Origin of the sequence: Enterobacter sp. 50793107 (assembly GCF_001463365.1) — a bacterium.
In the GTDB taxonomy this organism is placed as follows: domain Bacteria; phylum Pseudomonadota; class Gammaproteobacteria; order Enterobacterales; family Enterobacteriaceae; genus Enterobacter; species Enterobacter cloacae.
In genome coordinates this window covers 12236-27632 of sequence record NZ_LNII01000047.1, presented here as the reverse complement: position 1 = coordinate 27632, position 15397 = coordinate 12236, and the positions used below count along the sequence as shown (strand labels likewise).

The following is a 15397-nucleotide window of genomic DNA, read 5'->3' as shown; positions in this document are numbered from 1 at the left end:
AAATAAGAAAATATTATGCAAGCAACCGCCACAACACTCGATTCCGGGAGCGAAAACGTTCCGGTCAACTCACGCAATAAAGTTGTCGTCGCCTCGCTGATTGGCACCGCCATCGAGTTCTTCGACTTTTACATTTACGCCACCGCAGCGGTCATCGTCTTCCCGCATATTTTCTTCCCGCAGGGCGACCCGACGGCGGCCACGCTACAGTCTCTGGCAACCTTTGCTATCGCCTTCGTCGCGCGTCCGATTGGCTCTGCGCTGTTTGGTCATTTTGGTGATCGCATCGGGCGTAAAGTGACGCTTGTGGCCTCGTTGCTGACGATGGGTATTTCTACCGTCGCCATCGGCCTGCTGCCCACCTACGAGACCATTGGCATTCTGGCACCGGTGCTACTGGCGCTGGCGCGTTTTGGTCAGGGTCTGGGTCTGGGCGGTGAATGGGGCGGTGCGGCACTGCTGGCGACCGAGAACGCCCCGGCGCGTAAACGGGCGCTGTATGGCTCCTTCCCGCAGCTTGGCGCACCGATTGGCTTCTTCTTTGCGAACGGCACCTTCCTGCTGCTCTCCTGGCTGCTGACCGACGAGCAGTTCATGAGCTGGGGCTGGCGTATTCCGTTCGTCTTCTCGGCCGTGCTGGTGCTGATTGGTCTGTATGTTCGCGTTTCTCTGCACGAAACGCCGGTGTTCGCGAAAGTGGCGGCGGCAAAAAAACAGGTAAAAGTGCCGCTGGGCACGCTGCTGACCAAACATGTCCGCGTGACCGTGCTGGGCACCTTTATCATGCTGGCTACCTATACGCTGTTCTATATCATGACCGTCTACTCCATGACGTTCAGCACCGCTGCCGCGCCGGTTGGGCTGGGTCTGCCGCGTAACGAAGTGCTGTGGATGCTGATGATGGCGGTGATTGGGTTTGGCGTCATGGTGCCGATTGCCGGCCTGCTGGCGGATAAATTTGGCCGTCGCTCCAGCATGATCACCATCACGACGCTTATCATTCTGTTCGCCCTGTTTATCTTCCCGCCGCTGTTAGGCTCGGGCAGCCCGGCGCTGGTGATGGCGTATCTGCTGATTGGTCTGAGCCTGATGGGATTAACCTTCGGCCCGATGGGCGCGCTGCTGCCGGAGCTGTTCCCGACGGAAGTGCGTTATACCGGCGCGTCGTTCTCCTATAACGTCTCGTCGATTCTGGGAGCATCCGTTGCGCCGTATATCGCCACCTGGCTGCAGGCAAATTATGGCCTGTTCTACGTGGGCGTGTATCTGGCGGCCATGGCGGCACTGACGCTGATTGCGCTGCTGCTGACGCACGAGACTAAGCATCAGGCGCTTTAAGCTAATGCCGGGTGGCGCTGCGCTTACCCGGCCTACATTTGAATCGTAGGCCGGGTAAGGCGTAGCCGCCACCCGGCAACAACAGACCGCACCTTACCTCTTCATCTGCGACAAAATCGTCCGGCACTGATTGGCTTCCCCTTCTGATGGCGAAATCAACGCCAGCAGCGCCGCGGCTGGCGTGACCAGCGTTGCGAGCGCTGCCGCCACCGCACCGCGTGCAATCAGCGGCCCGGGTTTTACCCCCGCCTGCGGATTTTTGAAGGTGCCGCGCACGTAGAGCGGCGAGCGCAGGGTGATGATACGGATCCCTTTGCTTTCCGGGTCGATGGTTAAATCAAGCTGCTCAGAGGCCATGCTGGCGGTCCCGGTCACGTTGATTACCGCGTTTTCCGTGTCGAAGGCAAAAATCTGCGGCCGCGCCACGCCGTTAACCAGATCCAGATTCGCCGCCGCGCAGTTCACCCGCACCTCATCGTCACCAAAGATCTGCCCGATGATGTAGTTCCCGACGTTCAGCCCCAGGATTTCCATCAGGTTGCGGCTCACCAGCCCGTCGTTCATCAGTAGCTTGAGGTTGCCGTTACTGCTCCCGAGCAGCGCCGCCACGGAGTTCCCCACCCCGCGAATGTCCGCGTCACCGTTCATTTCACCAAGGGTCTTCTGCATCAGCTCCACGTTGGGCATCAGCTCTTTCAGCTTAAGCCTGCGCGCCTGTATATCAGCCCGACCCTGCATCGGCTTTTTATCGCCTTCCAGATGAATGTTCGAGGAGATGGTTCCGCCCGCCATGCCAAACTTCAGCGGCTGCAGACGCAGGTCGGCATTTTTAAGCAGAATATGGGTTGAGAGGTTGCTGATCGGCAGCGTGCTGCCGTGCTCGATTTTTCGCCCTTTGAAGCGCACATCCGCATCCATTACATCCCACTTGTCGGTTTCAAAGCGATCGTAGGGCAGCACTTTCCCCGCGGGCTGAAGGTCTTTTTTGACCTCTTTCGACTTCGTGCCTTTGCCGGAATCAACGCCGATCAGAGGGCCCAAATCGGCAAGCCTCAGCTGGCGGGACTCCACATCCCCTTCCAGTTTCGGACGCGGTTTGCCGGTGGTGTAGGTCAGCGTACCGTGGATATCGCTGTCGCCGATACGGCCGTTGAAATCCCGATAGTCAAAGACAGATGATTTTTCCGTATCGAGTTTGGCCACCAGATGCCCGTCCGTCTCAAACGGCGGCGTATCCGGCAGCAGCACGCCGGTGAGTTCGTAGAGCTCCCCCAGCGAATCTCCGGCGAACTTCAGCCGCAGATCGACCCCGCCCATGTTCATGGGATCGTTGACCGTGCCGGTAAAGGCGACTCGCGTGTTGCCGGAACGGAAGTCCGCCTGCACCGGGAACGGGGTACCTGCGCTTCGCAGCGCCAGCATGCCGCCAATTTTACCGGTGCCGGTCAGTGGCTGTCCGTTGTAGCGCCCGGTGGCCCGCAGGCCGAAAACGTAATCGCCCGCGCTGGCGTTATCCCCTTTCGCTTTGGTGCCGGTCACTTCACTGAACGGCAGCGGCTTACCCAGCGGATCGACCAGGATCTCCACGTCGGCCTTGCTGACTTTATCGTCGATGGCGATCCGCCCGCGATCGAACAGAATGTTATCGAGACGGAATGACCATGAAGAGGGCTGGGCATTGGGATCCTTCTCGCCGCTACTGGCGAGGTTAAAGGTCCAGTTATTGTTTTTTTCCGAGAGACGGATCAGACGTGCATCGGGCTGCTGAAGCTTGATCCACGGCAGGTAGACGGTTTTTGTCACAAGCGCTAACGGCGCCAGCGTGGCTTCAACCCGCGGAAGATGCACCATGGTGACGGCAGGAATATCCGGCGGATTGCCCAGAACGATGTCGTCGGCGTGAACGTGCGGCCAGGGGATCCAGCTTCGCCAGCCGGTCTCTTCTTTCTGACGCTCCCAGACCACGCCCAAATCACCGCGTATCGCGAAGGGGCGGTTCAGTTCAGTTGAGACTTTCTGGTTGATGGTCGGCTTAAGACGGTTCCAGTCGAATGTCGCAATAATGATGATAGCGACCACGATCAACAACAAGAAAATCCCTGCTGTCCAGGAGATTACCCTGGTTGTTTTAGTCATTTTGATCCCCTTTTCCTGATGACCTGTCCTGTAAAACTATAGTCCAGACAAAGGGAAACGGGCGGTTCAGAGGTTGGTTATCACACCGTCGAGGGTATCCATGGGCACCGGACGTGAGAGGTAATAGCCTTGCGCGGCGGCGGCGGGTGAGTTTTGCACATCGCGCCACTCTTCCAGCGTTTCCACACCTTCCACTATGACGCCTTTGCAATAGCGGTTCATCAGCTGCAATAACAGCGTAAACAGATTCCGCCCTTCCGGGGTCTGGCGCAGCATAATGAACAGATCGCGGGCCACTTTGATGTAGTCGTAACGCACTTCGCTGAGGGCGGAGAAGTTCGCCATGCCGGTGCCAAAGTCATCCAGCCACAGGGGGCCAAATTCACACATCGAGGCAAAGGAGGATTCCTGCGGCAGGCGGACATGCTCTACCAGTTCAAAGCGCATCCACGGCAGGGTGGCGATAAGCTCCTGCAACTTTGCGTTCTGGCGCAGCGCCAGCAGGGTTGGGCCATCCACGTTGACCGAGGCCAGAATATCGTGCTGTTCGAAAAAGGCCTTTTTCGTTTCCAGCATGCGCAACTGCTCTTCCAGCACGTCCAGGCGCTGGCGCACGGCGACTTCGGCAAAATAGCGGTCCGGCGCGATACGCTGTGAAGGGTTAGAAGGGTGTGTAACGACCGTCAATATTTCAATTGCCATCAGTCGACCGTCGGTACGATAGATTGGCTGGTAGGTATACACACGCTCACATTGCAGCCAGTAGCGATGCTCCTGCAAGTTCTCAATACTTGCCTCAGGCGTAGTGCTCAGCCGCTGGATAACCTGCTCTGACTTCATTTCAGATGTCCTGTTGTTGGGATGGCCTTTCTGGACTCGTCACTGGGTTATCGGCGCGATAATTGAGAACTTTATGTTCAATTCACCGGGAAAATGAAATTAAGATGACAGAAATGAACAGGAACACGCGCTGGTTCAAAAAAAATAATGGAACGATGTTTTAATATAGTTGACCTGATAATTCACACAGCGCACACTGCTTTTAAATACTCTGTTCAGGTTCATGATTATGTCCAAAAAAATTGCCGTTATTGGCGAATGCATGATTGAGCTGTCACAAAAAGGCGCGGACGTTAGCCGCGGTTTTGGTGGCGATACCTTAAACACCTCCGTGTATATTGCCCGTCAGGTGCCGCCGGAGGCCCTCACCGTGAACTACGTCACCGCACTGGGTACGGACAGTTTCAGCCAGCAAATGCTGGACGCCTGGCAGAGCGAACACATTGATACCTCGCTGATTCAGCGCATGGAAAACCGCCTGCCGGGTTTGTATTACATTGAAACCGATGATACCGGCGAGCGCACCTTCTACTACTGGCGAAACGAAGCTGCGGCCAAATACTGGCTGGAAAGCGACGACGCAGCCGCCATTTGCGAAACGCTGGCGACGTTTGATTATCTCTATCTGAGCGGGATTAGCCTCGCCATATTAAGCCCGACCAGTCGTGAAAAGCTGCTGTCGCTGCTGCGCGAATGCCGCGCCAATGGCGGAAAGGTCATTTTTGATAACAACTACCGTCCGCGCCTGTGGGCCAGCCGTGAAGAGACGCAGCAGGTTTACCAGCAGATGCTGCAGTGCACCGACATCGCGTTCCTGACGCTCGACGACGAAGATGCCCTGTGGGGCGAGAAACCTGTTGATGAGGTTATTGCGCGCACCCAGGCCGCTGGCGTGAGCGAAGTGGTGATTAAGCGCGGCGCGGCATCGTGCCTGGTGGCCGTAGCAGGTGAGGCGGTGATTGACGTCCCGGCGGTGAAACTGGCGAAGGACAAAGTGGTGGATACTACGGCAGCGGGAGATTCCTTCAGCGCGGGCTATCTGGCGGTGCGCCTGACGGGCGGCACGCCTGAAGCGGCTGCACAGCGCGGGCACCTGACGGCCAGCACGGTGATTCAGTATCGCGGGGCGATTATTCCGCGTGAGGCGATGCCTGCTTAAATAAGGTGCGGGCTGGTGCCCTCACCCTGACCCTCTCCCACCGGGAGAGGGAATTTTTTAGATTACTGCCCCTGTGGAATATCCGTCGCGTCCTGATGCAGATCATCAGACGTTGCCGCCTGCGTAGGTTGCGGCGCGGCGGTCATGATTGAATCCCATGTCGCCTGCAGCTCCTTCATGTTGTATTCCGGCTCGCCTTTCGGCTGCAGAAGGACTAATCCCATATCCTGCGACAGCTGCTGACGTAAATCCTGATTTAACATATCGACGGTCAGCCCATTCAGGAAGTCCTGACGGAGCTTCTGGTACTGTTCCGGTGCGATGTCCACCACCTGATTCTGCAAGGAGCGAATACGCTGGCTGATCAGGATATCCGTATCGGCGCGGGCATAGGTGGCAAACAGCTTCTGCAGTTCCAGCTTTTTCTGCGCGACCAGCGCGTTGAACTCTTCTTCAGACAGGCCCTCTTTACGCACTTTTGCCAGCTCTTTCGCCACCACGCCCAGATTGGCATTCAGCTTATCGCCAGGCGATTCGATATTAATGGCGCACTGGGCGCGCTGGAACAGCACCCGGCAGTCGAAGCCCAGCGCAATGTTCTTCACGCTGTTCTTACTGAGGCTCTGCTGAACGTGCCAGAACAACGCCTCACGCGTCAGATCCGCACGCCAGTAGCGTAACAGCGCGGCGGATTCTCGGATGGGCTGCCAGGCGGTATCCCACATCATGGAGAGCCGGTCCTGACGCACGGCATCAGTGGAGATGCTGACTGGCTCCGTCCGCAGCGGGGAGAGCGTCGGGACAGGAGCAGGCGTTTCACGCTTGCCTTTCAGCTCGCCGAAGGCTTTGTTGATCTGCTCAACCACCGCGCGGCTATCCACATTCCCGACCACGATCAGCGTCATCGCGTCCGGGGTGTACCATTTCTGATAGAACGATTTTACCTGTTCGGCATCGACCGGCTGTTTCAGCGGCTCTGCCGGGTCGTGCCCAAGCAGCGCTGAGCCTTTCAGGCGATAACGCCACCAGCCCTCTTTGGTATCCGCAGGCCAGGTCGCCACCATATCGCTGTTGCTCAGCGCATAGTTAATGGTTTCCGGCGTGATCGCCAGATTGCCAGTGGCATCGGAGAGATACGTAAGGGCTTCTTTGAGCAGATCGTTACGGTTATTCGGCAGGCTCAGGTTAAACATGGTGTAGTCATACGAGACGACAGCCGGCGGCAATGGACGCTTCGGGTCAATGCCCTGCTGCCAGAGCGAACGCACCTGAACAGCCTGTAAACTGCCGCTCTGGGTGAGCGCCAGTCGGGGAATAAAATGGCTAAAGCCGGTCTGCTGGGTGCTTTCAGTGAGGGAGCCGGTATTCACAGACAGACGGATCTCAATACGATCGCTGGGACGCTGCGGCGTGGCTAACACCTGCCACTGAAAACCATTCGCCAGGGTCCCTTGTTGCCATGCCGGGTCTGGCTGGAGCGCATCTGCCTGCACATAACTGGCTGCTGCCATCATCAGCAAACCGCCGGTTAAGAGTCGAATTTTTGTGCCCTGCATGTGAACCCCTGATCAACATTCCTGGTTAAAAAGAGTGTCTCGCGACGCGCTTCACTCTAAAAGATGACGATGAAAACACGTCGATTAGACCGCGCGTTCGGCAAAACGTCACGGTGAGAAGTGCAATATACCCAAAAAAAATCTTGTCGAATTATGACAGGTACGAACAGTCATTATGCGCAGGAGCCCGCATTCCGACAAGGGAATGCGGGAATTTAGCGGAAAATCAGGAGGATAAACCCGGGTTTTTGCTATCAGAAGAGCGATTATTCAGCGTATCGTCGAGCTTTTTGTGATCCAGCTCTTTAACCCATTTTGCCACCACAACCGTAGCCACGCCGTTACCCACCAGGTTGGTTAACGCACGCGCTTCAGACATAAAGCGGTCAATACCGAGAATCAACGCCAGACCGGCCACCGGCAGATGTCCCACAGCGGAAATGGTCGCCGCCAGCACAATAAAGCCACTGCCCGTTACGCCCGCAGCCCCTTTCGACGAGAGCAGCAGCACCACCAGCAGGGTGATCTGATGGAAGATATCCATATGGCTGTTGGTTGCCTGTGCAATAAACACTGCCGCCATGGTCAGGTATATCGAGGTACCGTCGAGGTTAAAGGAGTACCCTGTCGGGATCACCAGCCCCACCACCGATTTACGACAACCCAGCTTCTCCATTTTATCGAGCATGCGCGGCAGCGCCGACTCAGAGGAGGAGGTTCCCAGCACAATCAGCAGCTCTTCGCGGATATAGCGGATAAATTTGAAGATGCTGAAACCGGCCGCGCGGGCAATCGAACCCAGCACCACCACCACAAACAGAATACAGGTGATATAGAAGCAGATAATCAGCTGGCCGAGCTGTACCAGCGTGCCGACGCCGTATTTACCGATGGTGAACGCCATTGCCCCGAAGGCACCAATCGGCGCCAGGCGCATGATCATATTGATGATGCCAAAGATGACCTGCGAGAAGCTTTCAATGACGTTAAAGATCAGCTGGCCTTTGCTGCCCAGACGATGCAGGGCAAAACCAAACATGACGGCGAACAGCAGCACCTGCAGAATGTTTCCGCTGGCAAACGCCCCGATCACACTGCCGGGAATGACGTCCAGCAGGAAGGCGACCACGCCCTGATCTTTCGCCTGCTCAGCGTAAACCGCCACCGCTTTGGCATCCAGCGTCGACGGGTCGACGTTCATGCCAGCGCCAGGTTGTACCACGTTGACAATGATCAGACCGATAATCAGTGCCAGGGTGCTGACCACTTCGAAATAAAGCAGCGCCACTGCACCGGTACGCCCTACCGCCTTCATGCTTTCCATGCCAGCGATACCGGTCACCACCGTACAGAAGATCACCGGGGCGATGACCATTTTAATGAGCTTAACGAACGCGTCGCCAAGCGGTTTCATTTGCGCACCCAGTTCCGGGTAGTAGTGACCCAGTAAAATACCGATTGCGATGGCTGTCAGGACCTGGAAGTAAAGACTTTTGAAGAGTGAGGTTTTCATAGAATGTCCTTGGGAAGAAAAACCACAGGCTTTGTAAGGTTATGGTTAACCTGCGGCTCTAAAATAACACCCGCATAACAGGACAGAAATAAACTCAGTTCAAATTTGAAACACAAATGTTAAGAACTTTGAGCTGGCTCGCACAAGCCAGCAACAAAATTACACTTTTGCGTTATTGCCAGCGCCGGAAAGGTACCGTTGTTCAAAGACATCCGACGGGACGGCACGGGCAAAGAGGAAGCCCTGGCCTTTACCGACACCCGCCTCAGCCAGCCAGCGGCGCTGTGCTTCCGTCTCGATACCCTCAGCAATCAGATTCAGGTTGAGACTACGCGCCATCTGAATAATGGCCTGCACCATGCTGCTGTCTTCCGGCAGCCCATCGACAAACGCTTTGTCGATTTTCAGGACATCCACCGGCAGCGTTTTCATGTGCTGAAGCTGACGCAGTCCGGCATAGCCCATGCCAAAATCATCCAGCGCGATGCGGATACCGGCGTTGCGCAGCGGTTTGAGGATCGCGACCGCCTCATTCGGGTCGTCAATACGACGGCTTTCCGTCACTTCCAGAATCAGCGTATCCGGCTGGATCCGGTAGCGATTGATGAGCTCCAGCATCTCCGAGACCATAGTGGGATGCATCAACTGCAGGGCAGAGAGATTGACCGACAGCGGCAGGTTGACACCACGCTCCTGCCAGGCGGCAAGCTGGCGGCATGACTCCTCAAGCACCCAGTAGCCCACCGTGACCATCAGACCACAGGACTCAATACGTTCGATTAACCCTTCCGGCAGCTCCCAGCTGCCATCCGGCTGTTGCACGCGCAACAGCGCTTCCGCGCTTTCCACTTCACCCGTCAGCAAATTGACCTGCGGCTGGAGCCAGAGGGCAAACTGGTGGTTATCCAGCGCGGTGAGGATGTCGCTCTCTTCCGTCAGACGCTGCTGCGCCTTTTCCATCTGATCCGGGTCGAAGAACTGGATCTGGTTTTTCCCTTTGCGACGGGCGGTGAATGCCGCCGAGAAGGCGCGACGATAGAGCTGCTCTGCGGTCAGATCGCCATAGAACATGGCAATCCCGATACTGGCGCTGGGGCGAAGCTGAATACCCTGAATGGGCAGCCGCTCATTAATGACAGTGAGTACTTGCTGACCTAACGTGATCGCATGCCACGGCTCTTTCACGCCGTTCGCAATCACCACCAGGTCATAACCGCTGACCTGAGTCAGCACCATACGTGGAGCAAGTACCGATTTAACCTTTTCGACCAGCGTCAGCAACAGCATTTCACGCTGGCTCTCCTTGAGCACCCCAGCGGTATCCTGCAGGGTTTCACAGGCGATGACCATCAGCGCCGTGGTCTGCTGGCGCGCCACGGTCTGCTCCAGCATCGCCATCAGGAACGCTTTATTAGGCAGCTCCGACACCGGGAAACGGGTGGCGCTACTGTTCAGTTCATCCTGCTGACGCTGAATGCGCTGCTGGTTGAGGTTGTAGCTGCGCACCAGCATGCCGATCTCATCGTCATGATGCAGGCGGGGGAGCTCAAGCTGATGACCCATCTGCTCCTGGGGAGAAAGCGCGTTTAGCTCCCGGGCGATACGCCGCAGCGGGTGGACAATCAGCCGGTTAATGCACCAGGTCAGCGCCACGCTCAGTATCAGCGTCATAAGTAAGCAAGTGGTCACTAACGTGATAAACCAGCTCATGACGAACTTATACATGCGGTACGAGTCCGCCTGCAGAACAAGATAGGCCAGCGGCTGCGGATTTGCAGGGCGTTCAAGCGAGTAGATGGGAAGCGAAATTTGTACCGGCAGTTCAAACAGGCGCATCACCATCATCGGGACGGGACGTTCGGGGATAAAACTCATCCGCAGCGCCTGGAACTGGTTTGGCAGCACCACGTCTGCGCGGCTGACGACGCCCGCAGGCTGAATACGTTTTAAAATGGTTTCCGCTTCGGGAATATCGCCTTTCAGAATAGAAGCCGAAAGCGGGCCACGCACCGAGCGGGCAATACTTTCTAATTGCGAAGCCGTGTTATAGCGATTCTGCTGTACGGAATGAAACAGCAAAATGACGCAAAATAGCAGTACAAACAGCAAGGTGACAGCAGAAACCATCGCCATCTGTTTGATCGTTAAGGAACGGCTGACACGCAAAATGACTCTCCACAGAACTCGAAGCGCAGGGCGCACCAGGGTGTAAACCTGGCGCGCCTGAGTATACCCGATCGCCGCACTTTTAAGAGAGACTTACAAATGGATTAAGTAAAATCCGATTACCAGTCCGCGTAGGGAATGAGCGGCTGTGGCGGTAAGTCCATATCACCCTGCCAGCCTGCGGCGGAGTAGCGTACATAAAGCAGCGCATGGCTTGGGGTATAGTCTTTCGCTTCCTGAATATCCACGCCAAGACCCACAAACCAGTTGGACGTGACCCGGCGCTCGACAATGGCCCGCGCGGTATAACCGGTGCCTGAGGAGCTGCTGCCGGTTTCCATCGCCCCCCTGTCGGTGTAGCGGCCTGGCTCATCGACGGGAATGAGTCCCTGAAGGGGATAGCGCAGCACATCGTTGGTTTTAGAGTGAGACCATGAGACAGACCCGCCCAGCTCCCAGGACCAGTTCTCCGTGCGTTTACGCCAGGTGACCGGCAGCGCAAAGGAGACATATTCCTGCGGGCTATAATAGCCGCCCTGACCCAGGGTATAGCCGCTCAGATCTTTATCGTAGTGCCAGAGCATGTTAGAGACACCGACAGTCAGGCGCTCGTTGTTTTTATTAATCAGCTTGTAGTAGTAACCGGTCATCCAGCGGACGCGCCAGTTATCCTCTACATTTTTCCCGGTCAGCGATTCCGCATTCAGGCTTGACCAGATGCCGTTCGCCTCGCCTTTATCGTAGCTGATGCTCACGCCACCGCCGGTGGCGCGCACGCCGCCCCAGGTGGTGCCGGTATTGGTGTCTTTTTGCCCGGCAAAGGCCAGCAGAGAGCTGGAGATCGGGCGACGGTGGGCGTTAATGGTGTAGCCGATAGGACCGAGATCGTTGCTATAGCTCACCCCGCCGACCACATCCACCACGTCAAAGCCCATTGGCGTGGTGCCGATATCCCATGCCCAGGTTTTATTCTGCCAGCCCACGGCCACGCTTGCGCCGTTTGACGTCTGACTGGTGTTGCCGCGACATGGCGTTTCGGCACAGGTCCCCCATTTGGGATCGTAGGTGCCGTTGTTGGTGGCAAACGAACCGGCATCCATATTGACCAGATCGCTGCGGAAGAACATCCGTCCATCAGAGAGCGGCGCATCCACCTGCAGCATGGTGGTGTGGGCTTTGAGGTCGGAGTAGCCGCCGGTACCGCTGGAGCCCCAGTAGTCGTGCTGCAGCGTAACGTTAACATCCTGCTGGCGATACAAATCACCGGCATCGCTACGCACGCCGCGCTTCAGCCAGTCATCTTTTTCGTCGTTACGCGTCAGGCGCGTAAAGGTGTCATTGTCTGCCGGACGGGTGGTGGTGATGCCAGAGGAGACCATGGCATCTTTATAGGTCTCCAGCGCCTGCTGAGGCTGGCCATTTTGCGTCTGAAAACGTGCCGCATCACGCAGCACCAGCGCGTTTTCCATAGACGCAGGCTGTGATTTTGCCTGCGGAATGATGCTGTTGAACGTCTTTTCTGCGGCAGCAGAATCACCCAGCCCCGCCTGCGCCATCGCGATGCGGCGCTGCATGTTGAGCGACAACGGCTGGCCATTTTGCGTCGCAGGCAGTTTCGCCAGTTCGGCACGCGCAGCGTCTTTGTCGCCCTGCGCACTGTAGATTTCGGTCAGGCCGAGGATCGCATCTTCGTTTTGTGGCTCGCGCTGCAACACGCCGCTGTATGCCGTTTTTGCTGCACTGAGATCGCCCCGCTGCTGCGCCCAGTCCGCCAGGGTTAAATCGATACGGGTAGAAGCAGGTTGTTGACGAAGAAGATTTTCCGCCTCCTGCTCTTTGCCGCTGTCGCGCAGGCGATTGGCGGTTTCGAGCACCTGATTGCTTTGCAGGCGGTCGGCAAGCTCCTGAATATTGCCGTTCCACTGGCTGCGCGGCAGCGTCTCCAGATGGGCCAGCGCGGCACGATCCTGGTCGTTACCGGAAAGATAGAGCCCGTTGGCATACACCTGATCCGGGTCGGTCGGTTTCTGGCTGGCAAGCTGACGCATCAGGGTATCTGCCTGACTGCGCTGGCCTGCGCTGTAGAGATCGCGCGACAGGCGATAGGTGATCCACACGTCGCCTGGAGAGAGCGCCAGACGACGACGCTGAACCTCGGCGGCCTGGGCGTATTTGCCCTGGTTCTCCAGCTGCTCGGCCTGGGCGGAGAGTTGTTCGTTGGTCAGGCTACGTTCAATATCATCAATGCTGCGACGCTGGCTGGCGGAGAGCGACTGGATAAACTGCGAGGCTTTCTCCGGTGACTGTGCGCGATAAATATTGGCCAGTCCGCGGACCGCGTTACTGTTGCCGCTGTCCATGCGTAATGCCTGGCGATAATAGCGCTCGGCGGCGTCGTTATCTTTACGTGCCGCTGCGGCATCACCCAGCCCCAGCACCGCATAACTGTCGCTATTGTCGATAGTGCGCGCCTGCTGATAATAGCGCTCCGCCTGTGCCGGGTTATTCGCTTTCAGCGCCGCATCCCCCTGCTGGATCAGCAGCCAGTAACGGTTCACCTTCAGCAAGCTGTCCCATTTGCCGCGGTTATCGCTCTGCGGATCGAGGGCGATCGCCTTTTCAAACTGTGCCACCGCGCGAGCACGGTCGCCTTTCTGGGAGTATGCCTGGCCCAGCGCGCCAATGGCTTCGCTGTCGGCATGGTTTGCGCTGACCGCCTTTTGCAGTTCCGCCACCGCCTTATCACCCTGTCCGGCATCCACTGCCGCCAGGCCTTGTGCTTTCGCACGGAAAGTTGGATCGGCGAGCTGTTTTTGCTGCGCTTCAAGCTGTGAACGCGCTGCGGTTACGTTCTCACCGTCACTGAATACGCTCAGGTACTTTTGCAGCGCGGAGACGCTGGCACTGCTGACAGACTGGTCTTTGATCTGCGCATACCACATATCCGACGCCTGGCTGCGGCCATTGCTGGATTTGGCCATCTCCTGCAGCACCGCAAAGCCTTCATCACGGCGCCCGGTCTGGAACAGCAGCTGGGCCAGCGTCGACTGCAGCTGCGTATTGCCGGGGCTGCTGCTGTTGATCTTTTTCAGCTGGTTAATGGCCGCATTGCGGCGGGCGGGATCTTTCGCCACCACATTCCAGTATTCTGTTGCCACGTCGCCGCCCGGCGGGTTGCCGTCGAACAGCTTGTCATAGGCGGCAATCGCTTCCTGGGTATGGCCTGTCGTGGCGAGTAAGCGAGCCTGCTGTAACTGCTGGCGGCCATCCGGCGTGGAAAGCAGCATCGTATTGCGCGAGGACTGGTACGCGCTGGAACCGGGGGCGATCCCTTTCAGTCTATCCAGCTCTTTTTGTGCGCCAGCGTTGTCGCCCTGACGAAGCAGATAGCGAAAACGTGCCGCAATAACGTCAGGGTTGTTCGGGTCGATCAGCTCAAGACGATAGAGCGACTGACGCACCAAATCTTCACGCTGCGTCGATTCCCCCAGGCGCACCTGTTCCAGCAGCTGTTGCTGCTGTGGAGAGTTGACGGCCTGAGCCAGCGGCATCAGCGCCAGGCCAAGCGATAAACTGAGTAGATTTACTGTGAACTTGCGCATTCCTGGCCCCAATCCGGTATTAATTCACCTTTTGTGGTGAAACGAAAACGATGCTGATCCCATCCTTGTCCAAAGAGAGTCAGTACATAACTGTAGTAAGCATTATTATCAGGAAAGTGGTCAGCCACGCGCTGGCGCTGGACGGCCTGCGCATCACGCTGTTGTAAAAAAGGCAGCATGGCGGCAGAGAAGCCGACCGGGCCATTGCCCGTGCGTGCTCCACTCGCCACATTCACTTTCTCCGGTGGTACGCCCTGTTTTGTTGTGGTGGCGGCCATTGGCCTGAAGCGCGCCAGCAGCCGGGCTTTCTGAGGATCGTTATCGTTCATCATCCCCACCCAGAGATAGACGCGGATGGCGTCATATCCCCCCACCAGCGGCGGCTCCTGCTGTAACCGCCAGCCTTTGTTTTTCTGGTATTGCACCCAGTCCGGCGAAAAACCTTTCGGCGCACTCTCCAGCAGCAAGCGCAGATTGGTCTCACGCAGGGTGGTCCACGGGGTGCCAAAACGCGTGAAGTAGCTTGCGAGCTGTGGTGGAAGATAGCTGGGATTAAAACGCCAGGCGTTCTCATCGACAAAGCCAACTTTACCGGGCAGCAGCATCAGACCGAGGCCAGGTACTTTCACCACTTCTTCGCGGGCGATGCGCTCGAGTAGCGCCTTGCCCGTACGGGTATAGTCAGCGTCTTTCCATAACCGCCCCGCTTCAAGCAGGGACCAGGCGATCCAGATATCGGCATCCGAGGCGGAATTGGTATCGATAACCGCCCAGGTGTCTTTGTCTTTTTGCCCCCATAACCAGGCAGGGAGCGTGTCGTCGAGATGCCCCCCGGCAAGGTTATCCCGCGTCCATGCCAGCACTTTGTCGAACGCTTTACGGTCATTCGCGGCGAGGGCAAAGAACAGCGCGTAGCTTTGCCCTTCCGAGGTAGTGATTTTACGCGTGTCGCTGGGATCAATGACCCGCCCGCCCTCGCTGATGTAATCCTGTTTAAATTTCTCCCAGGCAGGCCAGGTACAGGCGGCGCGCAGAGGCACCGCCGCCAGCATCAACGCAATGACACACCAGCGAAAGGCTTTCATCA

General features: G+C 57.1%; 9 protein-coding genes. 2 read left to right on the top strand and 7 right to left on the bottom strand.

Going from position 1 to position 15397, the window contains the following annotated elements:
- Nucleotides 1-15 precede the first annotated feature (15 nt).
- Complete coding sequence (locus APU11_RS06110) at nt 16-1338, top strand: MFS transporter (RefSeq protein ID WP_058650539.1); 1323 nt, start codon at nt 16-18, stop codon at nt 1336-1338.
- Between the two features lie 93 nt (nt 1339-1431).
- On the opposite strand, the gene APU11_RS06105 is transcribed toward APU11_RS06110, so the two are convergent.
- On the bottom strand, nt 1432-3474 hold the full coding sequence (locus tag APU11_RS06105; RefSeq protein ID WP_058650540.1) for an AsmA family protein: 2043 nt from the start codon (nt 3472-3474) through the stop codon (nt 1432-1434).
- A 66-nt stretch (nt 3475-3540) separates the two neighbouring features.
- Nucleotides 3541-4314: a cyclic-guanylate-specific phosphodiesterase gene (gene pdeH, locus APU11_RS06100; protein ID WP_013099209.1), complete on the bottom strand. Its 774-nt coding sequence runs from the start codon at nt 4312-4314 to the stop codon at nt 3541-3543.
- Between the two features lie 229 nt (nt 4315-4543).
- On the opposite strand from pdeH, the gene APU11_RS06095 reads away from it, so the two are divergent.
- Entirely contained in the window at nt 4544-5473 is a 930-nt protein-coding gene (locus tag APU11_RS06095; RefSeq protein ID WP_013099211.1) for a sugar kinase, read from the top strand.
- A gap of 62 nt (nt 5474-5535) precedes the next feature.
- On the opposite strand, the gene APU11_RS06090 is transcribed toward APU11_RS06095, so the two are convergent.
- The 5 genes from APU11_RS06090 to bcsZ form a co-directional block, all read right to left on the bottom strand.
- Nucleotides 5536-7029, bottom strand: coding sequence for a pitrilysin family protein (locus APU11_RS06090; RefSeq protein WP_058650541.1), 1494 nt, complete (start codon nt 7027-7029; stop codon nt 5536-5538).
- Between the two features lie 226 nt (nt 7030-7255).
- Complete coding sequence (locus APU11_RS06085; protein WP_013099213.1) at nt 7256-8542, bottom strand: dicarboxylate/amino acid:cation symporter; 1287 nt, start codon at nt 8540-8542, stop codon at nt 7256-7258.
- A gap of 159 nt (nt 8543-8701) precedes the next feature.
- On the bottom strand, nt 8702-10708 hold the full coding sequence (gene hmsP, locus APU11_RS06080) for a biofilm formation regulator HmsP (RefSeq protein WP_013099214.1): 2007 nt from the start codon (nt 10706-10708) through the stop codon (nt 8702-8704).
- Nucleotides 10709-10827: 119 nt separating this feature from the next.
- The gene (bcsC, locus tag APU11_RS06075) at nt 10828-14310 is read right to left on the bottom strand and encodes a cellulose synthase complex outer membrane protein BcsC (protein WP_058650542.1); all 3483 of its coding nucleotides are present in this window, start codon (nt 14308-14310) and stop codon (nt 10828-10830) included.
- Nucleotides 14292-15395, bottom strand: coding sequence for a cellulose synthase complex periplasmic endoglucanase BcsZ (bcsZ, locus tag APU11_RS06070; protein WP_058650543.1), 1104 nt, complete (start codon nt 15393-15395; stop codon nt 14292-14294). The genes bcsC and bcsZ overlap by 19 nt, the downstream gene beginning before the upstream one ends.
- Nucleotides 15396-15397 lie beyond the last annotated feature (2 nt).